Below are 24,777 nucleotides of genomic sequence, written 5' to 3'. Positions count from 1 at the left end.
CTTGTCGTCGCTCATGAGATTCTCCTAGTCTGATCAGGCGCTCTTTCGAGCCTTCTTGGTGGGAGTCTTCTTCGCCGCTTTTTTCGTCGGGGCCTTTCTGGGGGTGGCCTTCTTGGCAGACTTGCTGTCTTTGGCAGACGGCTTGGAGGCGGTCTTCACCGGGGTTGCCTTCGCCGGGGTGCGCTTGTTGGTTTCCAGGCTCTTCTGGAGCAAGGCCATGAAGTCCACCACGTTGGTCGCCGAATCCTCGCGGTGCTCGGGCTCCTCAAAGGTGGTCGTGGCGCCGGCCTGCTTCACCCGCTTTTTGATGATGTCCGACAGGCGCTCGCGGAACTCGTCCTGGTAGCTGTCCGGTTGCCATTCCGACGTCATGCTCTCAATGAGCTGCTTGGCCATCTCCAGTTCTTTGGGAGCCACCCGGTAGTCGGATGCTTGGCCTTGAGGCAACTTGTATTCGTCCGGCGACACCAGCTCCTGCGGATAGCGCAGCAGAATCATCACCAGCGCATCGTCCTCGGGCATCACCGCACAGATGTATTCGCGGGTGCGGATGACTACCCTGGCGATGCCGACCTTGCCCGTTTCCTTCAGGGTCTCTCGCAGAAGCACATAGCCTTTTTCCGCCTTCTTTCCTGGCACCAGGATGTAGGGCTTTTCGAAGAACCGCAGGCCAATGCTCTTGGCGTCGACAAACGCCTCTACGTCGATGGATTCGTGAGTCTCGGGTGCGGCTGCAGCGATGTCTTCCCTTTCTATGACTACGTAGCTTCCCTTGTCATATTCGAAGGCTTTGACGATGTCCTTCCACGGCACCTCTTCGCCGGTCTCAGCATTGACGCGCTCGTATCGGATGGGCTTCTTGTTGCGAGCGTCCAACATTCGGAAACTGAGGTCCATGCGTCGCTCGCCGGACATCAATGAAACTGGGACATTGAGTAGACCGAACGACAGGGATCCGCTCCAGATGGGCCTGGGCATGCCAGCCGCCTCCTATCCAAGGGCCTTTCGTTGTAGGCCCGGCCCCGTCGGCCGGGCGTGAACCCAGCCGACGAGACTCAGTGGCTTACTTCTTTGCTTCAACGCCAGGGGTGGCGTCGCGGACCATGAATTCTTCGGTGACCTCGGGCAGATGGGCCGCCAGCCAGTCGGCCATGGCCTCTTCCTGAACCAGAATCTCTTCACAGACCCTCACGGTTTCCGCATCACCGGCGGTCTTGGCAGCAGCGATAAGCGCCGTGTAGGACGCGATTTCAAAGTGCTCGAAGACGTAGCCGGCCATGGCGCCTTTGACGATCTCATCAGAAGCCGTCATGCCGCCGACGGCCTGACCGAAGGCGGCCATCTTGCCCATCACATCCTTCAGGGTCGACGGGGAACCGCCCAGCCGCTTGATGCAGCCTTCCAGCAGTTCGCGCTGGCCGATGGTCTCCTGGATGTGTTCTTCAATGCGAGCCTTCAGCACCGGATAGTGCTCGATCCGGGAAGCCTGGCCCTTGAGCATGGTTTCCGCCTGCTGCTCCATCGCGTGTGCGTCGCGCAGCCAATCCAACAGGTTCTCTTTGAGCTCTGCCATGGTGGTGTCCGTCAGGGAATGGACCTCCACCCTAACGAGGCGCCCATGGCAGCAAGGCGATGCCACCGTGAAGGCATGGCGAACGCCCGTGCTTGCTTAGTCAAGCAGCCCCAACAACGAGCGATGCACAGCCACACCAGCGAGCGCGCCTTCTCCGATGGCCAGGGCGATGTTGCCTGCGAACCGGGCTGCATCCCCGCAGGCGAACACTCCTTCCACGGTGGTCTGCTTCGCCGAGTCCGTTGAAATGCAGCCAACGGATTCGGTTTCACACCCGAGTTGGTGTGCGATCGGGGAGCATAGTTTCGTTTCGGGGTGTAAAAAGAGGGCCCGTAGCTCTAGCCGGCGTCCGTCGGCCAAGTCCGCCGTGGCTTCTTCAGAAACGCCGACCAACGGTGTTCGCTCCAAGGCCGCATCAATGCCGTTAAGCTGATTCTCCAGAGCGTTCAATGCCTGCTCCGTCCGATCTCCGCGGTGGAAGATCATGATTTTCCCCCATTGCTGCAATGCCTTGGCATGCGCCAACACATCATCGTCCGCGGCGACCAGAAGCCCAAGCGACCCTCCGCAGATCTCGTAGCCGTGGCAGTAAGGGCAATGGAGGACACTTTTCCCCCAGCGCTCTTCCAAGCCGGGGACTTCGGGGAGCTGGTCCGCGACCCCATGGGCCAGCACCAATCGATGTGCGGACACTGTGCTCCCAGAGGCACAGGTGACCTTGAACCCGGTCCGGGCAGAGCGCTGCGCACCCACCGCCTCGGCGGCGATCCAGCGCACGTGGCTGTAGGCTTGAAGTTGCCGCCGAGCGGTTGTCAAAAGATCGGCCGGGGCGCAGCCATCCCAACCGAGGCAGCCATGGGCTCGGCTGGCGGTGCGGTTCCTTGGCAGCCCATGATCAATGATCACCACTGATCGACAGGCCCGAGCAAGCTGAAGCGCGGCGGACATGCCAGCGTAGCTTCCACCGATCACGACGGCGTCTACAGGATTGGGAGCAACGGCGTCGTTTGTCATGGACATCTATCTGTCGTTTCAGGTGCCCTTATCTGACGCTTACACTGTCGGCTGCCCGTGTAGAACGAGTGGCGACGGAGCGAAAAGGGCTTTCACGGCGTCGGGCGCGCGCAGCTTACCTTGAGTCCCCTCCCACTGGGTTCGCAAAAAACTCGTGAGCGCAGAGTAGAGCCGGCGTGGGACCGGGACCTTAACTTGGACACCGGACGCAATGCGATGGTTCTTATTGTGGGATACAGGAGGGCAACCCACATGAGTACCCGTCTCGAAATCGATTTGATGATCGCTCAGCTTGAGGAGAAGCTACCGGAATGGGCAGCGCTCTACTCCGAAGGGCAGTTTCTTCGGATGCTCGCTGAGGCATTGAGCTACATCGCGGTCAGCGCAGACCCCGACGCTAGGACGCACTGCGTGATGCGCACGGGATGCCTACACCCAAGCAGTAGCGAAGCATACTGGGGACGGCAATACGGTCGACGCGAGTCCTGACCCCACATGCAGCACATTCTCTGGTCCTTGATCCGGCGTGCCTCACCCTGAATGCTCTCCAGCGCTACGCTATCTTGATATCCCAGCGTCATCAATCTTTGCTCCATGACCTGCATCGCTCGCGTCCCTCCCACCATCGCCCACCCTTGCTAAACAAGCCACATCGTCTGCATTAGCGAGTCTCGACGGCCCCGCGCAGCGGACGTGAAGGTTTCGTAACGCCCAAACGGTGGACCCTCCCTACACTGCCCCACCTGTCGCCTCCGGTGGCTCGCCACGAGGATGACCCATGATTAGCCAGCAACGCTCCACAGATGCTCTTAGCGATGAGTCCAGGCAATTCAGCCTTCTGGTGAATTCGGTCACGGACTACGCGATTTATATGCTGGACACCGCCGGCTTCATCCGGACGTGGAACACCGGAGGGCAGCGGATCAAGGGCTATACCGCAGCTGATGTTGTAGGGTCCCACTTCTCTAGGTTCTATCTTCCAGAGGAGGCGGAAGCGGGGTTTCCACAACGCAATTTGCGCGTTGCAGCTGAAGAAGGACGATACGCCTGCGAAGGCTGGCGCTTGCGCCAAGATGGAACACCGTTTCGCGCGAGTGTGGTCATCGATCCGATTTGGGTTGACGGTGATCTCGTCGGATTCGCCAAGATCACCCGTGACATTACCGAACTCCACCAGGCTCAAGAGCAACTGCTTGAGGCGCAGCGCGAACTGTTTCAAGCGCAAAAGATGGAGCTATTGGCAAATTCACGCTGGGGCTGGCGCACGACTTCAACAACTTACTCGCGATCATCGCCAATTGTCTGGACATGGTCAGTATCCACGTGGATAACCCTGCAGCCGCGGCGCTCGTTGACACCGCCCAGCGTGCAGGCGAACGGGGAACACTATTGACGCGTCAGCTGCTGACCTTTGGCAAGGGGCAGACCCTGGTCCCGGAGAAGGTCCGGCTGCGAAGCCTTCTGCATGAGTTCGAGGGCATGCTTAAACGCGCGGCTGGCGACCACGTTGACGTGGCCATCCAATGGCCCGAGGACGATGTGGAGATTGAGCTTGATAAGGCCCAGCTGGAGGCCGCCATCCTAAACTTGGTATGCAACAGCCGCGATGCCATGCCTCAAGGTGGACAAATCACTGTGTCAGCGGCAGTCCGCTCTCTACAGAGCCCATCCAGCTCAACGAATGGCCCGTTAGATTACGCCTGCATCACGGTCTGTGACGATGGCGAGGGCATTCCAAAGGAATTGCAGGAACGGGTTTTCGAGCCGTTCTTCACCACCAAGTCCATCGGCAAAGGAAGTGGATTGGGGCTAAGCCAAGTATTTGGGTTCACGAGCCAGTCGGGGGGCTACACCGAATTGATCAGCGAAGTCGGGAAAGGAACCCGGGTTAGTCTTTTTTTCCCTATTCGAGTCCATTGAAATGCCGATCCACGTTCTTTTCGTAGAAGATGAAGAAGATCTCCGCGCAGTGGTTGCCGACGCCCTCAGTGCCCAGGGTTTCGATGTCACCATCGCCAGCACGGGAATTGAGGCAATTGCATACCTTCGCGGCGAGGGGAAGTTCACCATCGTTGTGACGGACTACAGCATGCCAGGCTCTGCGACCGGCTTGGACGTGGCGGTTGAAGCGGCTTTGTCCCAACCGCTGGCGAAGGTAGTGATTTCGTCAGGGCTTCAGCGGTCTCAGTTGCCGGTGCTTCCTGAAAACGTCCGTTTTCTTCCCAAGCCCTACCGATTTCGCCAGCTCACCACGGCCATTCATGAGCAAGTGGATTGCCGCCGGGGGACCTAGGATGAGTGCCGCACGCCGTAGCTTACGTCAAGCGCAGCGCCTCGGGAGACCAACAGGAGCAACCGATCCATCGCTGTCGCGTTCATGGCCTCGCCGTCGCCTCGCATCTTGAATCCGGCCCAATCGCCGAGCGCGGTTGAAGTCAGCTCGCTTGGCTCTACGGGGAGCCATTTCATCGGCCAGAATGGAAGCCGGCGATCAGAGACCGTGCTTCTCTGGAGCTCTAGGACGTGATGGTGGCTAGAGGCACCAAGGACGCGCGAATATGCAACATCTAGTCCGTCTGACGGCCCTTCTAAGTATTGAAGGAAGCGCTCGCCGTCAAAAAGAAGAATGCCGCTGACGCCGGCGTCTCGGTTAAAGCGGGCTGCGTCGTCCACGAGATCGTCCAGCTTGCTCCCCCGCAACCCCAGCTTGTCTCCCATCAGAAGATCCGAAGCTTCGCTGACATACACCACCGCCCTAATGGGCATCGCGCGCCCCTTCTTCATATTGTCGAAGCACCTTAGCAAATATGAATACTAAAGTTTTCTCGATTGTTCCGAAGTGAGATCCCGATCCTGACGTGTTCAGCAATGTGCGCGCAGATCGCTACGCCACGTCACGCTCTGAAGCCAGCAAATGCAGCAACCATGGCATCGTCAACGCTATCGAACCATGGACATGCCCAACACCGGTCAATTTTATGTGCTTGCGCTAGACCCTGTCCGGGATGAGCACGGCAACATCGTCCACGTGCGACACATCTCTATTCGTTGCACAGCCTGCGGCGGGATTACCGACCTCAGCGGGGATGTCCTGAGAAAGATGCCCGGCGGCACGGTTCTCACCTGTGATCATTGTGGCGCGCGACAGGCGGTCAGCAATGCTCGGCTCGATGAATGTCATCACGTGTTGCCGAACGAGCCGGCTCGCCGCAATAACCAGTGAGAGCCAATGATCGGGGCAAACAGCCGCATTGCGGCTGTCAGCGATAACGAGCCCTTATCGCGACTGAACTGGTTTGGCAGGCAGAACGGATTTTTGCGCAATCTCCAGCCTACTCACGTTGTCCACTGGCACAAGAACTGCAGCTTTCTGTACCGGGTCCCAAAGTACATAGCTATCACCCAAACGCCCCACTAGGCCCAGGCCGCCTTGCACCTTCTCATCAATAGTCACATTGACCGTGTACTTGCTGCCGCCAGAAGTAATCGCCTTGGCGCGCTCGAAGCCAAGCCAGTTTGACGAGATCGGGACATAAACAATCATCACGAGCGCATAGACCAGCCACGGCGAGTCCTTCACGGCGGCCGGCAACACTGGGGACAGGCGTACTGCCATTGCACATATGCCCGTCAGCGCCACACCTATCAAAACGGGCCAGGCATTGGACCACCAAAGCAAGGCACCCATTCCAACAAGACAAAGAGCCAGGGTCAGCCACATCAACAGATTGGCTTGGGACGGCGTCGTTGTCACCTTCCCCTCGACCCATCCTCCGAGCAGCAGCGCAATCAGTATGAAGAACAACACCATGCCGATCCCCGCAAGCCCTGCCAGTGCAAGCTCACTCACCGCAACAAACTGAAAAGGATCCAGGCCGAAGTGCCCCCAATACGCCTTCAGATACAAGGCCCCTTGAATCAATCCGAACGTGACGAGCGCCGAACCCCATCCAGCGACATCGGCCATCGTCAGTGTCTTTTTCGTACGCTCCATGTATCCCCCTTCCATCGATGCAGCCCCGCCACATAGTGGCATGCAGCGCTCCGTCCTGCAGAATCCACCCTATTAACGTGACGCGTCACGCCCGACCACCACCCCATTGGCGCCCCACCCCTCCCCCACTATAGTTCCACCCCCCACAAGGACGAGGCGGCACACATGCCCTATATCGGAATCGGACTCCACGTACTGGCGGCCATCTACTTCGCGGTGCACGCCATCCGCTCGGGCCAGAGCCTCTACTGGCTCATCCTGCTCTTCTCGTTCCCGCTGCTCGGCAGCGTCGTCTACTTCCTGGCGATCTACTTCCCTGAAGTCCGTCACTCACGCGGCGCCCGACAGGTCGTCCGTTCCGCCAAGCAGCTCATGGGCCCGGGTCAGGATCTTCGCAGCGCCCGTGCCGAACTGGCGCGCACGCCCACCGTGCAGAATAGGGTTCGCCTGGGCATGACGCTGCTGGATGCCGGCCAGGCCGAGGAAGCCAGAACCCTGCTTGAACAGGCAGCCAGCTCGCTGCTGGGCGACGATCCTTACATCCTGACCGGCCTTGCCCGTGCCCGGCTCGAGTCCGGGCACGCGGCGCTTGCGGTGGAGACGCTGGACGGCCTGTTCGCCCGCCACCCGGATGTGCGCCGCAAGCCGGAACAGACCCTGCTTTACGCGCAGGCACTGGCGGCTGCCCAAGCGCCCGGCACCCGTGCCGCGTTCGAGCGCGCCGTGGAATGCGGAAACGATGCGGCCGCTCGCTGCCTCTACGCCGAATGGCTGATGGCGCAGCCGCAACCCGACGATCGCGAGCAAGCCCGCAGCCTGTTCGCCAGCATCATCGATGATGCCCAGCACTGGTCGCGCCATGCGCGCAGCCACAATGCCGCATGGCTGGAGCGAACCAAGGCGGCGTTGAAGGGCTACTGACGACCCGGCAGCGGGTGGCGGGCTCGAACACCTGCACTTCCAGGAAACTATCGCAGCCGGCCTAGCGGGAGCCCGGCTTGGGGAAGAGCAGCTTGGGGGTTCCGATAAACAGCAGCCATGCACCCAGGGCCGCTGCGTAGGCGAGCACCGTTCCCACAAGGAATGTGCCGAAGAGGCTGCCGGTGAACAGCTGATACAGCCCTTTGCCGCGACCTGCAGCGCTGCCCCCAACAGTCAGCACGATGACCGGCAGCATGGATCATTCCGCTGCAGAGGATCAGGGAGAACGCGCCCAGGAACCAGCGCTTGAGTGGCGGGTTCCATGGCATGGGGTAGCCTGCGAGCAGTCGCCTCATCCAAAGAAACAGTACTGGAAAGGCGATCAGGTACATCAATGCCACATACAACCAGGTTCGAGCATCAGCGCTGCCCGCCTCGAAGATGGCTCGCGGGTACGCCCCTGTGCGATAGAACGTTTCTGCGCTTGCCGTCAGCGCCGCGCTAATGATCATCGCAGGCTTGAACAGGCGCGACACCTTGCCCCATTGCGCGTTGCGTAGTTGCTGCCCGTCAGTCATGCCAGACATGAAAACCCTCTTGGGCGGATGCGTCCATGAGGTACCAAGGGGCATTCTGCAGATGATTCGCCCCGCCACATGGTGACATGCAGCGCGTTGCTTCGCAGATTTCACCTATTAACGTGACGCGTCACACGCAGCCGGCAGCGCATTGCTGGACAGGTCTGTCGCATTTGCCTCGCTCACAGCCCCGCCGGGCGGATGCCGACAGCGCGCAGAGCTGCACCACCGACATGGTCGATAGCCTTGCAGCGCAACGCTCCGGCCTCATTGCGCCATATGCAACGATTCTGAAAATGTTGAAAGTAGTGACGTCATCAGCCCTACTGCATTGGCATCACGCATAGGTCCGCGTATTCCTTGCCTTGCCACCGTGCATCGGTGGTCGGGATTCGAAACCCCGGTTGTGTGGATGTTGCTCGCACTTGCCAGCCGGCGCTGCTTCGCGCGGTGCCGGCTGGCAATCCGTCAGTCGGCTATGGCGGGCGGTGCGTGGAGGCCTTGCGCCTGCCCGGTCATCCACACACGGGGTTTCGAACCACGCATCGTCCGCCACCTTTATCGATGGCGGCTTCTGCATGCAAGCAAGGAGCCCAGCCGTGACCCAGCCCCACTCCCCTGCCCCACACCCCATCCACGACGCGCCTGCCAACGGCCCGGCGCTGGACCCGAACACCCTCATCGCCCTGCTGCACAGCATCGGCGCCGGCGCCGCCTCCGATGGCCAGCCGTGGCCTGAACGCCATCAGATGCCCGGCCGACGCATCGCCCTGGCGGATACCGACTGCTCGCTGGCGGGCCTTCGGGTGGTGCTGGAGATCCTGCTGGCCGCGCAGCGCGCCCGCGAGAACGGCGAGGTGGAGCAATACGTAGGCCCGCGCGTGATGGAGGGGCTGATCATGGCCGGAATCGGCCTTACCGCACACGCCAGTACCCGACTGCATCCGGAGGGCTGAGTGGCCTGGTGGCGCTGGGTGGCCACCGCGCTCTGTCTTGTGGTGGTGGTTGCGGCACAGACGCAGTGGCTGGCGCCGCCGGTGCACTCGCCTGTCGCGTTCCAAAACATCAACGACGATCGATTCTCACAGCTGCGCCGCTAGGCGATGCAGTTCGTGGACTCTCGGCCAGGACAGGGCTTCCAGTTCGTCGAGCGGCATCGAGATGCCGCGTTCCAGGTTCATTGCCGAGGCATACCCGTGCTGTGGCTGGAGAGGCGCTCGCACCATCTGCTGTTGCAGGTTTCACTAGACGCGGAGCAGCGGGGGCCCGCCGTTGTTCGGTTGCGGGCGCTCCTCCAATGGCAGTTGGAGCCGTTGGATTACCTGGAGCAGGTACTGGCTGGCGTGCCGGAGCCTGTTCTGTTGGATCGGGTGCTGCAGATTCTTGCTGGTGATGTGCCTGATGGGGCGCGATGTGGCGTGCCGTAGTCGAGCATGGCTCGACTCCACAGGGCTGCGGGCAGCGAGGGTTCGGGCTCCAGCTCTGCCGCTCGTCACCTGCGCGACAGGCATTGGCCTAGTGATCATGCGAGTCACCTCCCGGCATCGATCCAGCCCGCATCGCGCGAACGCGCAAGATCTTCTGGCGTATCGATATCCAGGCCCAGTTCCGGTGCCTGTAGGACATGCACCGTATCGACGGGAAGTTGCCGCAGGCGCGCTCCGAAGCCGCGGTCACCGGTTGCACCGACAGAGGTGAACCATGCACGCGGCACTACTGCAGGAATGCCAAGCGCGTCTCCATGACGCGTGCCAGCGCACCCTGACGCCGAGGCGCGGGCACCCGAAAGCAGCGCCTGCAGATGGGAGCGCTCGATTGCGGGCTGGTCGCATGCCACGACCATCACCGCGGTCACCGTGGGCAGCAGGTGTGCGCCGGCAACCTGCAGACTGCTCGCCAGGCCGCGTTCCCAGTGGGGGTTGGTTACCGGAGTGGCCTCCAGCCCGGCAATGCTGGATGTCACGGCCTGTGCCTTCGCGCCCACTACGACTAGGACCTGCGCTGGCGCGAGCTCCCGCGCCAACCGCGCCACGCGATGTACCAGGGTTTCGCCCTGCCGGGTCAGAAGCTGCTTGGGCTGGCCAAGTCGGGTGCTCCCGCCGGCAGCCAGCACGACGACCGCATGCGCGTCAGTCACCTGCCGTGCGCGCTTCGCCATTGCTGCAGCTGCGCGGCGATGCTGAGCGAAATTGCCTCGGGCCCTCGGCCGCCGATGTTCAGGCCGACCGGTGATTGAAGTCTCGGGGAAAGGCAGTGGCGCTGATCCGGTGTCAGCAGCTTGAACAGGTCCTCGCGCCTTCGACGCGGACCCAGCAGTCCAATGAACGCGACTTTGGTATCAGCCAGGGCCACCAGCGCCTCCCGGTCCAGTTCGAAGTCGTGATGCATCACCAGTGCCGCGTCGCACGGGTCGTCATGAAGGGCCTCGGCCGGGCTGGCCTGAAGATGCGCATCCGCGCACTGCCCGGCAGAGGCCCAGCGCGCTCGCCGTTCGGCCACGCTGACCCGCCACCCCAGGCCCCGCAGCAACGGAACCAGGAAGGGCGTTTCGGGACCGCCCCCCAACACCAGGACCCGCGGAAGCCGGAGCAACGGCAAATGCCATGCGCCCTCGCCAAAGGACTGCGCCCCGTCCATCGGATGCAGCTGCCATGCCTGCTCGCGATGGCCGGCGCGGAAAACGACCTGCCCCGACGTGCGAAGGTCGCGCTGGAGTGACACACCCTCGCGCAACCAGGCCTCGATGACGTCGTCGAGGCCGGACATGGCACGCAACGGCAGAAGCGCAATTCGCAGCCGGCCGCGGCAGCCGAGCGCGGACCCGCTCAACAGGTCGTCGTCACTGCGGGTGTCGATCTCGATCCAGTCGACCCGCCCTGCCGCGCTCACCTGCTCCGCGCGTCGCGCGAGCTCGGGCTCCAGGCATCCGCCGCTCAGCCAGCCGACCTGGCTGCCGTTGCAGAACAGCACCATGTCGCCGGCACCGGCGTAGGTGGAGCCATCGGTTTCCAGCACCAGCGCGAGCACGGCGTGCTCCCCCGCGCGCAAGCGCGTCAAGGCCGTCTCGAGTACGCCGCGCGGGCTGCCTTCGGCGAGGAAGCCCGGCGCTGCGGACAGGTCCTCGGCAAGATCGCCGGGCTCCCCTCCGCCTGCGGCGGAGACCTCCAGAGTGGGCGAGGCTACGGGTCGGTCCATGCGCAACGTCAACCTATGTCGGGCAAGCCGGGCAACAGCTTGTCCAAGGTGATGGGATAGCTGCGCACGCGCACGCCGGTTGCGTTGTAGATCGCATTGGCGATCGCGGCGCCAACCCCGCAGATGCCCAGTTCACCTACGCCCTTGGCCTTCATCGGCGAGATCACCGGATCCAGCGTGTCGAGGAAGACCACTTCCTGGTACGGGATGTCGGCGTGCACGGGAACCTCGTAGCCGGCCAGGTCGTGGTTGATGAACAAGCCCAGCCGTTTGTCGACCACCAGCTCCTCCATCAGGGTCGCGCCTGCACCCATCACCATCCCGCCGATGACCTGGCTGCGTGCAGACAGCGGATTGAGGATCCGGCCGCCATCGCATACGGCAAGCATGCGGCGAATGCGCGTCTCTCCCGTATAGGCATGCACGGCAACCTCGCAGAAATGCCCTGCATAGGTGCCGACGTCGTAGCCTTGCTTGAAGTCGCCGAAGGCAATGCCGTCCTCCGCCGACAGTGTGCCCGCCTCCGCCAGCTTGATCGTCCGCCCACCCGCCTGGATGCGGCCATTGGCGAAGTTTGCGGTGTCGCCGTCGAAGCCGAGTTTCTCGCCCACCTTGCGGCGCAGGCTGACGCACGCCGCGTACACGCCTGCGGTGGAGCTTGCCGCGCCCCACTGGCCGCCGGAACCAGCGGAGGCGGGATGACGGGAGTCGCCGAGGGTCACCTGGACCCGCTCCAGCGGCACGCCCATGGTCTCGGCTGCCGTCTGCGCGATGATCGTGTAGGAGCCGGTGCCGATGTCGGTCATGTCGGTCTCGACAATCACCCCGCCCTGGCCGTCAAGCCGGACCCGCGCCGCCGACTTCATCGTCGGTGCGCCGCGATAGCCCGCAGACACGCCCATACCGACCAGCCAGTCCCCTTCCCTGACCTGCGCCGGCCTGGGGTTGCGCTTGTTCCAATTGAAGCGCTCCGCGCCTTCGCGCAGGCAGCGCACCAGGTTGCGGTCGGAGAACTTCTTGGACGGATCGCCGGGTACTACCTCGGGCTCGTTGAGGATGCGGAACGCGATCGGGTCGAGGCCCAGCTTCTCGGCCATTTCGTCCATCGCAACTTCCAGCGCCATGTGGCCCGGTGCTTCGCCCGGTGCGCGCATCGCATTGCCTTCGGGCATGTCGAGCGTGGCGATGTAGTTGGCCACCAGGCGGTTGGCGCCTGCATAGAGCTTGGGCGTCTGCAGGGTGCCGTTCTCGCCGTCCTCGCCGTTGATGTTGCCCGACCAGTTCTCATGGGCGATGGCGGAGATCCGGCCATCCTTTCCGCAGCCGATCCGCACGCGCTGGAGGGTGGCGTGCCGGTGCGTGGTGTTGTTGGGCATCAACGGGCGTTGCAGCGCGATCTTCACCGGCCGCCCGACCTGCTTGGCCGCCAGCGCGGCCAGTACCGCGTCGGCACGGATGAACAGCTTGCCGCCGAAGCCGCCGCCGATATAGGGGGAGTCCACACGCACCTTGGCAGGATCGATGCCAAGGATCGCCGCGATGCCCTGCCTGGCCCAGTCGACCATCTGGTTCGCCGTCCACAGCGTGAGCGTGTCACCCTCCCAGGCGGCGATGGTGGCGTGCGGCTCCATCATCGAATGACTTTCGTCGGAGGTGTGGTAAGTCTCGTCGAGCTTGACCGCGGCGCTCGCGTAGGCGGTGTCGAAATCGCCCAACGCCTGCCGGTCGGGCTTGCCGTCACGCCCCTTTGCCAGCGGCGCGGTTGGTGCCAGAGCGGGGAAATCGAAGCGGCCCTTGCTGCGCTCGTAGCGGGTGCGGATCAGCGCCGCGGCGGCGCGGGCCTGCTCGAAGGTCTCTGCCACCACGCAGGCGATGGCCTGATGGTAGTGCGCCACCTCGGCTCCGCCGAACAACGGTGCATTGTTCCAGTTCGATGTGCCGACCGGCTTGGTTTCCGGTGCGGTGATGACCGCCAGTACGCCGGGCGCGGCACGTGCGCGGGAGGCATCCATCGAAATGATGCGCCCCTTGCCGATGCCCGCACCGACGATGTAGCCGTAGGCCTGGTTCGGCGCCACGTCATGGCGCTCGTAGGCATAGGGGGCGGTACCGGTGGTCTTGCGTGGACCGTCGATGCGCGGCGTCGACTTGCCGACGACCTTGGCCTTGTCGAACAGGTTGTCGCCGGCGGGGGCGTTGAATTCAAGGGGCATCAGCGCTCTCCTTCCACCAGCACGGCTGCGAGAGTGCGCTCGGCGAGCGCGATCTTGAACGCGTTCTCCGGCGTCGGACGGGCACCGGCGAACACCTGCCGGGTCGCGGCCTTTACACCATCGCGCAGCAGCGGTTCGGCTGCCTCGACGCGCCACGGTTTCGGCGCGACCCCACCGAAGGCGAACCGCGCCGAGCCGTCTCGCTGCACGACCGCGGCGACCGACACCAGTGCGAACGCATAGGACGCGCGGTCACGTACCTTGTGGTACACGTGCCGACCGCCCAGGGGTTGTGGCAGCGTGACGTGGGTGATCAGCTCACCGCGCTGCAGCACGTTGTCCTGCTGCGGCTTGTCGCCGGGGGAGCGATGGAAATCGGCAATCGGGATGCTGCGCGTACTGCCGTCACCCCTGACGGTCTGGATCGAGGCGTCCAGCACCCGCAGGGCCACCGCCATGTCGCCCGGATAGGTCGCGATGCAGCTGTCCGAGGTGCCGATCACGCCCATCTGCCGGGAGAACCCCTCGAGTGCGCCGCAGCCTGATCCGGGCAGGCGCTTGTTGCAGGGCAGATTGGGATCGTAGAAATACGGGCAGCGCGTGCGCTGCAGCAGGTTGCCGCCGGTAGTGGCTTTGTTGCGCAACTGCCCGGAAGCGCCTGCCACGATCGCGCGGGTCAGCACCGCGTAGTCGCGGCGCACGCGCTCATGCGAGGCCAGCGCGGTATTGGTGACCAGCGTGCCGATGCGCAGGCCGCCGTCGTCGGTGGGTTCGATCCTGTCCAGGCCGATGTCCTGCACATCGACCAGGTGCGCTGGCGTCTCGACCTCCAGCTTCATCAGGTCGAGCAGATTGGTCCCTCCGGCCAGGAACTTCGCGCCCTCGATACCGGCGACGGCCTTGGCGGCCTCGGCCGGGGATTTGGCGCGTTCGTAACTGAAGGCCCTCATGAGCGCCTCCCTGCAGAGGTCACGCCAGCAACCTCTTCCATCGCCTCGGCAATGTTGGAATAGGCTCCGCAGCGGCAGAGGTTGCCGCTCATGCGTTCGCGCATCTCCATGTTGGTGGCCCGGGGCCGTGCACTGACGTCTGCCTGTACATGGCTGGGGACACCCCGCTTGATCTCGTCCAGTACCGCCACCGCCGAGCAGATCTGCCCCGGCGTGCAATACCCGCACTGGTAGCCGTCATGCTTGATGAAGGCGGCCTGCATCGGATGCAGGTCATCGGGGGTGCCGAGGCCTTCGATGGTGGTGATGGCATCGCCCTGGTGCTGCACCGCCAAGCTGAGGCAAGCGTTGATGCGCTCACCGTTGACCAGCACGGTACAGGCACCGCATTGACCGTGATCGCAGCCCTTCTTGGTCCCGGTCAGCTTCAGATGTTCGCGCAGGGCATCGAGCAGCGTGGTCCGGGTGTCGAGTTCAAGCTCCCGCCGCTTGCCGTTGATGGTGAAGGCCACCGTGTTGATGACCGGCGGCCTGGGCGGCGGTGGCGTCGCCAGTTCGGCGGCGAGCGATGACGCCCCCGGTGCGGCGGACATTGCCACGGTCGTGACGCCGCCGGCGATCACCTGGCGACGCGTCAACTTCATTCCTTCATCACAACTTGGCACAGTGACCTCCTGGCGTTCGGGAAAATCCCGTGGCTGGATGGACGCGCTCACACTACCCAAGGGCCACTATGCCCATCTGCGGGGTACAGGTCTGTGAAGTCGGTCGGAGGCGCGCCGGCATCATCGGCCGAGCCTACTGGCCTTCCTCGGCTACCAGCTCTACTACCCGACCCGGTAAACATCCCTAATCTCAAAACTCGAAGGCAGCCGAAGGAGCACTTTCCCGACCATCATTCTTTTCGAACCTCAAGCTGACGTTGAATCGCGACGCGAACACGTTCGGCAGCCTCGAGGCTGACGCGCTCCTCAAGCACATCGGCCAGATCGTATAGCTGCCCCGGCCGCAGGCCGATGTTCATGCTGATTCCAATGTGGGACTGCAATTGGGGCTCCACCCCGTACATGGCGGCCAGCATGCTGACCGTAGCCAATTCGCGGCTTTGCCAATCAAGATTGTCGCGCTCGAAGATGTCGCCGAAGAGGTGCGTACGGAGGTATTGATTTGCTTGCGGGGCAAAATCGAACAAAGGCCCTGAGACAGGAGCGCCGGCCAGCCTGGTCTGGTTTGCCGTGCCTGCAGCGAGCAAGGCATCGCCTGTGGGAATCGGCTTGCGGGGCTCGCGGCCGGCGTGATCCTGGATGCCCTGCTGTCTACGCGCATCCGCCACCTTCATCAGTTCGCTCAACGCGTTCAGGCTCCGAGGAAACCCCGCATAAGCGTAGAGCTGCATCAGGAGCTCTCGCGTTTCGGCCAAACTCAATCCCGCGTCCAGGCCCTGGTTCAACGCCTGACGAAGGCCATCCAAGTCGCCGGCCGCTGCGAAGGCGCCGATCGGAATGATGGCTTTCCGGCGCGGATCCAGTTCAGTTGTGGGGGCTTGATTTGATTTGGTGTGCATCGCTATTCCTTCGTGTGCGAAAGCCATCTGACCAGGAACGGCAGCAAGCGTCGCCGCGACCAGCAGATTGGCAAGAAGGCTGGGCCCCAAGATGGGCAGCCAGCCTCTAGAACGACTCAATGCGGACCTCTACGGCCCCGGTCTTGCGAAGGAGCTGCAGCCCTCCTTCGATGCGACCCAGCCTTACGAGACCCTTTGAATAGCCAAAAGGCCTGTGAAAAATCGCCAGGTTTCCCCAAGGCGCATAGAAGGCCATATCACCTGCCACGGGCGTGATTCCCTCCGGCTCGCCCTCCACGTTCAGACTGCGCGGCAGCTGCGCAATCTTCTCAGTCGCGGCGTAGTCTTCAAGTTGTAGGGTCAGCGGCAACTGAGCAATGAACTCGCGTGCAGGAAGGCTGTCCTCCAGGGTGGCTGACAGCACTTGATCATTGATGATCAGTCGAATTTTCATGGGATGAATCTCCTGATTGGCCTCAGTTCTGGCGGCAGCCACGGCTGGATGATCGGGCGCGGCTGAGCAAGCTGCTACCGCCCCAAAAGCAACAAGGAGCACGAGCAGCTTCGCCGCTATGGAAGTGAGGCGCGTCATCGTCTCCGGGCCTGTGTGGCAATCCCCGCGGCTGACGTGTGCATCTCTTCAGCCGCAGTGGCGTAGGCAAGCAGCGCGGCAAGCAACAGGATGCCCGCACTGGCCAGGAACGTACTGGCAAAGCCAAGGCTGTCGAACAGCAGTCCGCCGAGGGTGGCGCCCAGCGCGATGGAGCACTGCACCACCGCAACCATCAGCCCGCCGCCGGCCTCGGCGTTGTCGGTGAAGGTGCGCGCCAGCCAGCTCCACCAGCCGACCGGTGCGGAGGTTGCCAGCAGACCCCACGCCGAGAGCAGTGCGGCGGTCGGCCAAAGATGGGGCCCGAGTGGAACCAGAGTGACGGCAATCAGCGCCATGAGCGCGGGAACAATCACCAGCGTGCGGTAGAGTCCGCGCCTGATGAATGCCCCGATGGCAAGTGTGCCCACGAAACCGCTCACTCCGATCGCCAGCAGAACCCACGGAACAGCAGGTACCCCAGCATGCGTGACCCGCTCCAGGAACGGCCGCACGTAAGTGAACAGGGCAAACTGCCCCATGAAGAACGCAGCGCAGGCCATCATGCCCAGTGCCACCACGCGTCGCCGCAGCAACACGACGACTCCGCTGTGTGATCGGCCTTCCTCCGCTTCCATGGACGGCAGACAAATCCACTGCCAAGCCAGGGCGACAGCTGCCACCGGCAGAAGACAGAGGAATGCGCCGCGCCATCCGATCATGCTGCCGAGATAGCTGCCCAGTGGCGCCGCAATGACCGTTGCAAGGGCGTTGCCACTGTTGAATATCGCCAAGGCTCGCTGGACCTCGGCCTCCGGTACCAGCCGCATCGCGGTTGCGGCAGACAATGACCAGAAGCCGCCGATCACTACGCCGATCAGCGCACGGCCTGTCATGTAGACCGGATAGTTCTGGGCCAGCGCCACCACCAGTCCCGACACCGCCATCAACGCCGTGAGAGTCAACAGCAACGTTCGGCGGTTCACGCTACCCGCCAATCGCGAGATCGACAGGCTGGTCAACACTGCAAATACACCCGAAATGGCAATACCGTAGCCGGCAAGGCCTTCGCTCACGTCCAGGTCTGCTGCCAAGGGAGTGAGCAGGCTCACCGGCATGAATTCCGAGGCGATCAACGCGAAGACGCACAGCGTCATTGCGAGCACGCCGCCCCAGTTGGCGCGATGTGCGAGGGCGTCGGTGCGGCTCATTTCCCGGCCAGGCCGCGCTGGAAGAACGTGGCCAGCTTGTCAAAGGGAATCAGCTGGATGCGGTCGTACAGATCCACGTGGCCAGCACCCTTCACCCAGTAGATCTCCTTCGGCTGCCCTGCCCTTCGGTAGGCGTCTTCGCTGAACTCGCGGGAATGCGCGACGTCGCCGGAGACGAAGAGCATTGGCCGGGGCGAGATCGTCTCAATGTCGTTGAAGGGATAGAAGTTCATGAATTTGACCAGGCTGCTGAAGAGCGGCTGGGTTGTCAGTTCGGCCTTGTCACCCTTTGGCGTATAGGCGCCGCGCGGGGTGCGGTAGAAGTCGAAGAACTCACGCTGGATGGCGGGCGTGTCAGCATCGAGGTGGTTCACGGTGCCAGGCACGAACACCGGCGGTCCGCCCTTGAATTCGGCCAGACGCTGGTCTGTTGCGGCCTGGATCACCGCCTTCCGCTGCTCCAGCGACTGGCCACTGTTCAGCCCCTGCCGTGCTGCCGCGCCCATGTCGTACATGCTGACCGTGGCGATGGCCTTGATGCGTGGATCGATCCTGGCGGCGCTGATCACAAAGCTGCCGCTGCCACAGATGCCCAGGCCGCCGATGCGGTCCGGATCGACAAAGGACTGCGTGCTCAGGAAATCCACGGCCGCACTGATGTCGTCCGAATAGATTTCCGGCGCCACCAGGTGTCGCGGTGCGCCGCCACTCTCGCCCCAGAAGGAAAGATCGATCGCTAGCGTGACGAAGCCCTGCTCGGCCAGCTTCTGCGCGTAGAGCAGGGAACTCTGCTCCTTCACTGCGCCCATCGGGTGGCCAACTACCACTGCGGGGGCGCGGCTGCCGTCGGGCAGGCATTGAGGGCGGTAAAGCGTACCCATCACCTGCATCTGGTACTGGTTGTGGAAGCTCACGCGCTCCCCCTTGACCGTGGGGCTGCGGTAGAAGTTGTCGGATCCATGGGGCGGGGCCGGCACCGGTGCGTCAGCGGCCATGGCCGAAGCTGGAACGTAGAGGCTGGCGAGCAGCGCCAGTAATAGCGTGGTGCGTTTCATCGGCGTATGGCCTCGGTTGGGGACTCGGGTCGCCACGATAGGCCCCAGCCCCTATATCGATAAGCCGGTTGAAAGTTGATGCATTACTGAGTTGCGCTCACAATTGACCCATGAGCACCGTGAAGACCCATGACCTGCAAGCGTTCCTGGTAGTGGCGCAGGAGCAGAGTTTCACCAAGGCGGCCGTTCGTCTTGGGGTAACGCCCTCTGCGCTGAGCCATTCGATGCGCCTGCTGGAAGAGCGCCTGGGAATTCGCCTGCTCGCGCGGACCACGCGCAATGTCTCTCCCACTGAAGCGGGCGAGCGCCTGATGCGCTCCATCGCACCACATTTCGAGGCCATCGGTGCCAGCGTGGAGGCGCTGGGTGACCTGCGCGACCGCCCAGCTGGAACGCTACGAATCTCCTGCACGGATGATTCCATGGAGACCATCATCCGTCCGCGGCTTGCCGGATTCCTGGATGCATACCCGGACATTACGCTTGAGTTCTACGTAGATTACGGCTTTACCAATGTGGTGGAGCAGCGCTTCGATGCGGGCATCCGGCTCGGAGAGGCACTGAGCAAGGACATGGTTGCTGTCAGGGTCGGCCCCGATTGGCGTCTGGTCGTGGTGGGCTCACCCGACTACTTCGAGAAGTTTCCGAAGCCGAAGAAGCCTGCCGACATTACGCGCCACCGCTGCATCCACATCCGACATCGCCCAAACGGTGCCATCTATGCGTGGGAGTTCGAAGAGAAGGGCAAGGAATTCACCGTGCGCGGCGACGGGCCGTTGGTCTTCAACAGCATGACCCACGTTATCAATGCCGCACTGGATGGCTTGGGCTTGGCATATGCACCGGAACCGCTGGTGGCCGAGCACATCGCGCAAGGCAGGTTGGTGGCAGTGCTGGACAGGTGGTGCGTCCCCTTCCCCGGCTATCACCTTTACTACCCGAACCGTCGGCAGCCATCACCCGCATTTGCGGCACTGGTTGCGTGGTTGAAGCTGGATAGGTGAAGCGGGCCGCAGTGTAGTTCCCCTTAAGTGTCCTGTATGGGCTGGAAATCGGCACCCGCCTTTTCCCGATGAACATCCCTGATCAGTACTGACCACTAGTCCCACTGTGACCAATCATCATCAGGGCATGGAGCGATCTTGGAACATGGGACGGGGCGCTAATCCGCCATATCGGGAGAGCCTCAGCTGGCGGGGGTGGGGTGCCTTCTCGGGATTGCCAGCCATGGGGGATTAGGAAGGAGCAAATACAGGGTTGAGGGCTAGACCTTTGGCACCAGCCGCATCTAGAGCTTGTCAAAGCGACGGGCAAGTCAGTCACGCTGCGGTGACAGAAGGCACACGCCGCTTCAGGCTGCGCCGGCGCATGTTGAGCCCGCAGCCGAGGATGTTCCTTGGTGCTACCGGAGATCGACATGGCACAGAACAATCAGAACCAGCAGAACCAGCAGAACCAGCAGAACCAGGATCAGCGCAATGAGCGCAATGAGCAGAATCAGCAGGAACAGCGCAACGAGCGCAATGAGCAGAACCAGCAGGAACAGCGCAACGAGCGCAATCAGCGCTGAGTTACGCCGGGGGCGGGTCGACTGACCCGCCCTTTCCCAATCTGGTGGAGGGTGCCATGAACTTCTCGATTGATAGCCTCTTCAAGCACCGAAAGGTGCTTTTTTTGTCTTCGCACCACCGAAATGCGGGCCTTGCCTACGTAGTGTCTGCGCCTGACGCTGGGACAGACGACTATCGGTCCTCGCTCTGGTTTACCCCCTCTGCCGGTTCAGTCGCCCCGGTGTTGCTGGCGTCCCAGGGGGGTGTCAGCTCCCCGCAGCTAAGCCCCGACGGTCAATCAATCGCCTTCCTATCCAGCCGCGGCTCGGCCGGTCGCCCAGAACCCCATTTGATTCGCACCACTGGCGGGGAGGCTCAAGCGCTGGCGGGTGTGTCCGAGTTGAATGTATCCAGTCTCCTGCAATGGCACCCCGACGGCCGTCGCCTCCTTGCCTTGGTCTCCCTTCCCCATGCCGAGGACCCCGACGATGATGCCGCGCATGCTCAGCGCCCACTGGTAATCAACCACTTGCCCTACAAGCTGGATGGAACGGGGTATACAGTCGGCACCCGAACCCATTTGTTCTCCTTGGACGCACAAGGCTGCACGAGGCCGCTTCCCCTGACAGCAGGAGATTACGACGTGCGGTCGGGAGCTTGGTCGCCAGACGGACGAACGTTGGCCTATGCACGAACATCTTCTGGTTGCCTTCGTCATCGCGTGAACCTGTGGCTGGTTGGGCCAGAATCGAACCATGGGCAGATCACCGCGGACTTTGCGACTGTGGCCAGCGTGTGCTGGTCACCGGATGGGTCGCGCCTTGCATTTGCCGGCAACAAGCGGGAAGGCGACTCAGCGACGTTTCTCTACATCTGGTCCCACGAGGAAGGCGTGGTTGGCCCCGTCCTGCCCTTCACTTTGGAAGGCATGCAGATTGCGTGGGCCCCCGATGGCCGATCAATTGCCACCGTGATCACGCATCGAGGCTGCTTTGAAGTGGCCGTTGTCGCTCTCGAATCCGGAGAACACTATTTGCTTCCGGCACATCAGGACCAGGTTTCAACGATGCGTCCATGCGGTGAATCGTTGGTGCTCGGTGCATCTAGCTACACACAGCTGGACGAACTCTACCTCTCAGCGTGGGCACCGGAAGCAGAACGTCGCCGCCTGACTTCGCTCAATACAGAGTTAAGCGCGACCCTGCCGGTGTCCTGCACCCTGCGCTCCTTTGAGGTGCCGAGTGGGAACGGGTCGGCGGAGTCCGTGGACGCTTGGATTCTACAGCCTACAAAGCAGCAGAAGGGCCCGTTACCCCTCTTGGTAGATTTCCATGGCGGCCCCCACAGCGTTGCACTTATGGACTTCGCTGCGCACGTCTACGTTTATCAGGCAGTGGCGGAAGGCTGGACCGTGGTGGCGCCCAATCCGGTCGGTTCAAACGGATACGGCAAGGACTTCGAGAAGCGTCTGATCGGTCGGTGGGGCGAACTGGACCTCCCTCAAGTCGAATCCATCGTTGAGCAGCTGCGCCTGGAGGGGATCGCTGGCGAAACGGTGGCCTGTGCAGGGAAATCCTACGGGGGTTTTCTCAGCGCTTGGGCAATATGCCACAGCGACACCTTCTCGGCGGCCGTGGTCAGCGCGCCCGTGGCCAACATGCAGTCACATGCCGGCACCTCAGATTCGGGCTACTACGTCACCCCGTATGCGATGGATGGCCAACCGGACGCGTGCCCTGACCGCTACCGCAGACTTTCTCCTCTGTCCCATGTGTCGTCCGCCAGAGGACCAGTACTGTTGCTCAACGGAGCGGAAGATCAGCGTTGCCCTACGGGACAGTGTGAAGAGCTCATGGCTGGCCTGGCATGTAGATCGAGGCAACCGGTGCAGATGGTCGTATACCCGGGAGGCACCCATTCGTTGGCAGCCACAGGCCGACCCAGCCATCGTCGCGACTACCACCAGCGCATCGTCCGATTCCTAAACCGCGCTCGAAAAGCAGAACAAGAACAGGGGAAGGAAGTGGCCCAGGAGACAACGTTGACGTAGTCGACGAGTCTGGATGGATCGGATGCTGCGGGTTGTTGCTGGTGAGGTGCCTGACGGGGCGCGATCCGGCGCACAGTAGCCAAGCGTGGCTCGGCTCTACAACGGCGTTGGCTGCGCGGGCTCGGGTTCGTGGATGGACCCTTCAAGCAGGGCGACGTAGGTATCCAGCCGGGTACGCAAGCCGATCAGCATCCAGCCCAGCACGTACAGCAGCACCATGGCGAAGATCAGTAGTGCGCCCAGCAATCCAACATCAAAAGCGCCCGCCCAGTCGCCCCATTTCCATCCGCGGAACTGCAGGTAGAGGGCAATCAGCAGCGGAAATGGCCCAAGCCGCTGCAGGCCCCCATACATCATGCCCATGCGCTCCATCATGTTTGTGCGCAATGTGCTGACGAACTTGAGTCGCCGCTCGCGCTGGACGCGCGGGAATCCGCGAAGCTCGGTCACCACCGCTTGCCAGTGAGCGAAGTCTTCATCCATCTCCCGGGCGTGCGAGAGCCGCGGCTGGCTGAACTGGCGAATGCCCCTGCGGGCGGCCAGGACGCCACCGACAATGAACCCACCGATTTCGATTGCCAGGCAGGCAACAACCACCTGGAGCACTACGCCAAGAGGCAGCCATCGATCCGGAAGCTGACCCATGAGAATGCCGATGATCGCCGCACCCACGCCGATGCGAAACGCCCACGTCTCCACCCTGCCCGCCTTGGGGTAGATGCTGTGCTCAACCAGTCCCTGCACCCGCTGGTAGAGCCAGTGGAATGTCAGTTCCTGCGAATCGGTCTTTGCCGACGGATCGAATTCGCCCCCTGCCTGCATGTCCATTGCATCCCCTGCCCCACCGGCCAGGTTGCCGGCGCCACCCTCGTAGCCGAGCTGGGTTGTGGCGGAATACGGCCTAGCCGTGTAATCGTCAGGGCCAGGACCTTCCCGGAGTCGAGCGTGGCTCGATTCTACAGAGGCGGAGCCTGCGGGCCGACCCGAACATGCACCACATGGCTGACGCCGCGATGGAACATCTTGGCGTATGGGCAGACGCGTTCGGTGTTGCGAACGAGTTCGCAGGCCAGGTTCTCATCCATGCCGGGAAGATGTACCACGATCTCGGCCGACAGCAGGTACAGCCCATCTGCCGGATCACGGGCGAAGGTGACCGCCACTTCGATGCTGGGGTTATGCAGCAGCAGGCCAGCACGCGCGGCCACTAGCACCAGAGCGCCATGAAAGCAGCCGGCGTAGCTCGCGGCCAGCAGCTGCTCGGGATTGGCGCCGCCGCCAGGCCCGCCGAGTTCCGGCGGCAGGCGCAGGTCCACCGCCAGTGCACCGTCGTCCGACCGCACGACGCCGGACGCCCGCCCGTGCTGGGCCTGGCCACCGCTCACCCGCACGCGGCCGGTGTACAGCGGCTTCACGTCGTCGCCCTGGTAACGGTCCAGCATGGCGGGCGAAGGAGGCTTCAGCTCGGTCATTGCGCGGCTCCATCAGGCGCAGCTGCGGCAGGCGATCGATTCGCCGCTCAGGCAGGCTGCCGCTGCAACAGCCCGGACTGCTGCAGCCAGGCGTCGAAATCGACCTGCCCCAGCCACGCGTGTCCGACCGGCACCAGCGTGTCGATCTGCAGCGGCGCGCCGAAGTACAGCGCCTGGGCATCCGCAACGACCTGCCGGGAATCACCCGTCATTTGCAGATACTGCCTGGCCAGATCCGCCATCGCGCTACGCTGCGGCCCGGCGATTTCCAGCACGCCATTGGCCGGCGGCTGCTGCGCGATGCGTGCCACCGCTTCGGCAACATCCTCGGCGGCAATCGGCTGCACGTCGGCGGCCGGCAGCCGCAGGGTCTCCCCATCGCCGGCGGACTGGATGATGCCCGGCAAGAACTCGAAGAACTGCGTGGAATGGATGATGGTGTACGGCAGGCCCGAGTCGCGGATCAGCCGCTCCTGGGCGATCTTGCCGCGGAAATAGCCACTGGCTGCCAGCATGTCGGTGCCTACGACGGAAAGCGCAACGTGGTGATGTACGCCGGCACGGATAGCGGCCGCAAGTATGTTGTGGCCAGCGGTCACGAAGAACGAAAGCACTGCCGCATCTTCGAACGAGGGCGAGTTGGCCAGGTCCACCACCACGTCGACGCCGTCCATGGCGGCATCCAGACCTTCACCGGTCAGCACATCCACCCCGGTCGAGGGCGCTGCCACCACGATCTCATGCCCGGCTACGCGCAGGCGCTCCACCACCCTGCTGCCGATGCGGCCGGTACCACCGATGACGAGGAACTTCATTGCATGTCTCCTGGAATGTGAAAGGGCTACTGG

Annotated in this window: 25 protein-coding genes and 1 pseudogene; 8 read left to right on the top strand and 18 right to left on the bottom strand. The window is 62.9% G+C overall.

The window, feature by feature from the left end:
- Nucleotides 1-33: 33 nt before the first annotated feature.
- From ku to BN1263_RS17790, 3 genes are all read right to left on the bottom strand, one after another.
- Nucleotides 34-978, bottom strand: coding sequence for a non-homologous end joining protein Ku (gene ku / locus BN1263_RS17800; RefSeq protein WP_058983050.1), 945 nt, complete (start codon nt 976-978; stop codon nt 34-36).
- Between the two features lie 85 nt (nt 979-1,063).
- Nucleotides 1,064-1,573 (bottom strand): ferritin-like domain-containing protein, encoded by a 510-nt coding sequence (locus BN1263_RS17795; protein WP_049417379.1) that lies wholly within the window; start codon nt 1,571-1,573, stop codon nt 1,064-1,066.
- Between the two features lie 96 nt (nt 1,574-1,669).
- Nucleotides 1,670-2,593 carry an NAD(P)/FAD-dependent oxidoreductase gene (locus BN1263_RS17790; RefSeq protein ID WP_260832998.1) on the bottom strand — a complete coding sequence of 308 codons (924 nt, stop codon included), beginning with the start codon at nt 2,591-2,593 and terminating at the stop codon, nt 1,670-1,672.
- Between the two features lie 772 nt (nt 2,594-3,365).
- Here BN1263_RS17790 and BN1263_RS17780 point away from each other — a divergent pair.
- Both BN1263_RS17780 and BN1263_RS17775 read left to right on the top strand, forming a co-directional pair.
- A pseudogene (locus BN1263_RS17780) lies at nt 3,366-4,507 on the top strand (two-component system sensor histidine kinase NtrB).
- Between the two features lies 1 nt (nt 4,508).
- Nucleotides 4,509-4,880 carry a response regulator gene (locus BN1263_RS17775; RefSeq protein WP_058983046.1) on the top strand — a complete coding sequence of 124 codons (372 nt, stop codon included), beginning with the start codon at nt 4,509-4,511 and terminating at the stop codon, nt 4,878-4,880.
- Here BN1263_RS17775 and BN1263_RS17770 read toward each other — a convergent pair.
- A complete protein-coding gene (locus BN1263_RS17770; protein WP_058983073.1) occupies nt 4,877-5,353 on the bottom strand; it encodes a BLUF domain-containing protein in 477 nt (158 codons plus the stop codon). The two genes, BN1263_RS17775 and BN1263_RS17770, sit on opposite strands and share 4 nt — an antisense overlap.
- A gap of 184 nt (nt 5,354-5,537) precedes the next feature.
- Between BN1263_RS17770 and BN1263_RS20290 the strand changes: the two genes are divergently transcribed.
- Complete coding sequence (locus tag BN1263_RS20290; RefSeq protein ID WP_251101825.1) at nt 5,538-5,810, top strand: hypothetical protein; 273 nt, start codon at nt 5,538-5,540, stop codon at nt 5,808-5,810.
- Nucleotides 5,811-5,864: 54 nt separating this feature from the next.
- On the opposite strand, the gene BN1263_RS17765 is transcribed toward BN1263_RS20290, so the two are convergent.
- On the bottom strand, nt 5,865-6,581 hold the full coding sequence (locus tag BN1263_RS17765) for a hypothetical protein (RefSeq protein WP_058983045.1): 717 nt from the start codon (nt 6,579-6,581) through the stop codon (nt 5,865-5,867).
- Between the two features lie 165 nt (nt 6,582-6,746).
- On the opposite strand from BN1263_RS17765, the gene BN1263_RS17760 reads away from it, so the two are divergent.
- The gene (locus BN1263_RS17760) at nt 6,747-7,502 is read left to right on the top strand and encodes a tetratricopeptide repeat protein (RefSeq protein WP_058983042.1); all 756 of its coding nucleotides are present in this window, start codon (nt 6,747-6,749) and stop codon (nt 7,500-7,502) included.
- 61 nt (nt 7,503-7,563) lie between these two features.
- On the opposite strand, the gene BN1263_RS20965 is transcribed toward BN1263_RS17760, so the two are convergent.
- On the bottom strand, nt 7,564-7,758 hold the full coding sequence (locus BN1263_RS20965; protein ID WP_260832996.1) for a hypothetical protein: 195 nt from the start codon (nt 7,756-7,758) through the stop codon (nt 7,564-7,566).
- 921 nt (nt 7,759-8,679) lie between these two features.
- Here BN1263_RS20965 and BN1263_RS17750 point away from each other — a divergent pair.
- Nucleotides 8,680-9,036, top strand: coding sequence for a hypothetical protein (locus tag BN1263_RS17750; RefSeq protein ID WP_058983041.1), 357 nt, complete (start codon nt 8,680-8,682; stop codon nt 9,034-9,036).
- Between the two features lie 575 nt (nt 9,037-9,611).
- Here BN1263_RS17750 and BN1263_RS17740 read toward each other — a convergent pair.
- The 9 genes from BN1263_RS17740 to BN1263_RS17700 form a co-directional block, all read right to left on the bottom strand.
- A complete protein-coding gene (locus tag BN1263_RS17740) occupies nt 9,612-10,238 on the bottom strand; it encodes a nucleotidyltransferase family protein (protein WP_058983038.1) in 627 nt (208 codons plus the stop codon).
- Nucleotides 10,214-11,275, bottom strand: coding sequence for an XdhC family protein (locus tag BN1263_RS17735; RefSeq protein ID WP_058983035.1), 1,062 nt, complete (start codon nt 11,273-11,275; stop codon nt 10,214-10,216). The genes BN1263_RS17740 and BN1263_RS17735 overlap by 25 nt, the downstream gene beginning before the upstream one ends.
- Before the next feature lie 8 nt (nt 11,276-11,283).
- Nucleotides 11,284-13,488 (bottom strand): aldehyde oxidoreductase molybdenum-binding subunit PaoC, encoded by a 2,205-nt coding sequence (gene paoC / locus BN1263_RS17730; RefSeq protein ID WP_058983034.1) that lies wholly within the window; start codon nt 13,486-13,488, stop codon nt 11,284-11,286.
- Nucleotides 13,488-14,438 carry an FAD binding domain-containing protein gene (locus tag BN1263_RS17725; protein ID WP_058983032.1) on the bottom strand — a complete coding sequence of 317 codons (951 nt, stop codon included), beginning with the start codon at nt 14,436-14,438 and terminating at the stop codon, nt 13,488-13,490. Before BN1263_RS17725 ends, paoC begins: the two co-directional genes overlap by 1 nt.
- On the bottom strand, nt 14,435-15,082 hold the full coding sequence (gene paoA / locus BN1263_RS17720; protein ID WP_058983030.1) for an aldehyde dehydrogenase iron-sulfur subunit PaoA: 648 nt from the start codon (nt 15,080-15,082) through the stop codon (nt 14,435-14,437). The genes BN1263_RS17725 and paoA overlap by 4 nt, the downstream gene beginning before the upstream one ends.
- 251 nt (nt 15,083-15,333) lie before the next feature.
- Nucleotides 15,334-16,002, bottom strand: coding sequence for a carboxymuconolactone decarboxylase family protein (locus BN1263_RS17715; protein WP_058983028.1), 669 nt, complete (start codon nt 16,000-16,002; stop codon nt 15,334-15,336).
- Between the two features lie 106 nt (nt 16,003-16,108).
- Nucleotides 16,109-16,594 (bottom strand): cyclophilin-like fold protein, encoded by a 486-nt coding sequence (locus tag BN1263_RS17710; protein WP_080398875.1) that lies wholly within the window; start codon nt 16,592-16,594, stop codon nt 16,109-16,111.
- Nucleotides 16,591-17,802 (bottom strand): MFS transporter, encoded by a 1,212-nt coding sequence (locus BN1263_RS17705; RefSeq protein ID WP_058983024.1) that lies wholly within the window; start codon nt 17,800-17,802, stop codon nt 16,591-16,593. The genes BN1263_RS17710 and BN1263_RS17705 overlap by 4 nt, the downstream gene beginning before the upstream one ends.
- Entirely contained in the window at nt 17,799-18,857 is a 1,059-nt protein-coding gene (locus BN1263_RS17700) for an alpha/beta hydrolase (RefSeq protein ID WP_058983022.1), read from the bottom strand. Before BN1263_RS17700 ends, BN1263_RS17705 begins: the two co-directional genes overlap by 4 nt.
- Nucleotides 18,858-18,967: 110 nt before the next feature.
- On the opposite strand from BN1263_RS17700, the gene BN1263_RS17695 reads away from it, so the two are divergent.
- The 3 genes from BN1263_RS17695 (at nt 18,968) to BN1263_RS17685 (ending at nt 22,457) form a co-directional block, all read left to right on the top strand.
- The gene (locus BN1263_RS17695; RefSeq protein ID WP_058983021.1) at nt 18,968-19,861 is read left to right on the top strand and encodes a LysR family transcriptional regulator; all 894 of its coding nucleotides are present in this window, start codon (nt 18,968-18,970) and stop codon (nt 19,859-19,861) included.
- Nucleotides 19,862-20,274: 413 nt separating this feature from the next.
- Nucleotides 20,275-20,427: a hypothetical protein gene (locus BN1263_RS20750; protein WP_186008983.1), complete on the top strand. Its 153-nt coding sequence runs from the start codon at nt 20,275-20,277 to the stop codon at nt 20,425-20,427.
- A 701-nt stretch (nt 20,428-21,128) separates the two neighbouring features.
- A complete protein-coding gene (locus tag BN1263_RS17685) occupies nt 21,129-22,457 on the top strand; it encodes a S9 family peptidase (protein ID WP_058983017.1) in 1,329 nt (442 codons plus the stop codon).
- A 96-nt stretch (nt 22,458-22,553) separates the two neighbouring features.
- On the opposite strand, the gene BN1263_RS17680 is transcribed toward BN1263_RS17685, so the two are convergent.
- The 3 genes from BN1263_RS17680 to BN1263_RS17670 all read right to left on the bottom strand — a co-directional run bounded on the left by BN1263_RS17680 (nt 22,554) and on the right by BN1263_RS17670 (nt 24,744).
- A complete protein-coding gene (locus tag BN1263_RS17680) occupies nt 22,554-23,285 on the bottom strand; it encodes a hypothetical protein (RefSeq protein ID WP_058983014.1) in 732 nt (243 codons plus the stop codon).
- A 128-nt stretch (nt 23,286-23,413) separates the two neighbouring features.
- Nucleotides 23,414-23,929 (bottom strand): OsmC family protein, encoded by a 516-nt coding sequence (locus BN1263_RS17675; RefSeq protein WP_057494771.1) that lies wholly within the window; start codon nt 23,927-23,929, stop codon nt 23,414-23,416.
- 47 nt (nt 23,930-23,976) lie between these two features.
- Nucleotides 23,977-24,744: an SDR family oxidoreductase gene (locus BN1263_RS17670; RefSeq protein WP_058983012.1), complete on the bottom strand. Its 768-nt coding sequence runs from the start codon at nt 24,742-24,744 to the stop codon at nt 23,977-23,979.
- Nucleotides 24,745-24,777 lie beyond the last annotated feature (33 nt).

Source organism: Stenotrophomonas thermophila, from assembly GCF_001499715.1.
GTDB lineage: Bacteria > Pseudomonadota > Gammaproteobacteria > Xanthomonadales > Xanthomonadaceae > Stenotrophomonas > Stenotrophomonas hibiscicola.
This window is presented reverse-complemented; position numbering and strand designations above follow the sequence as displayed.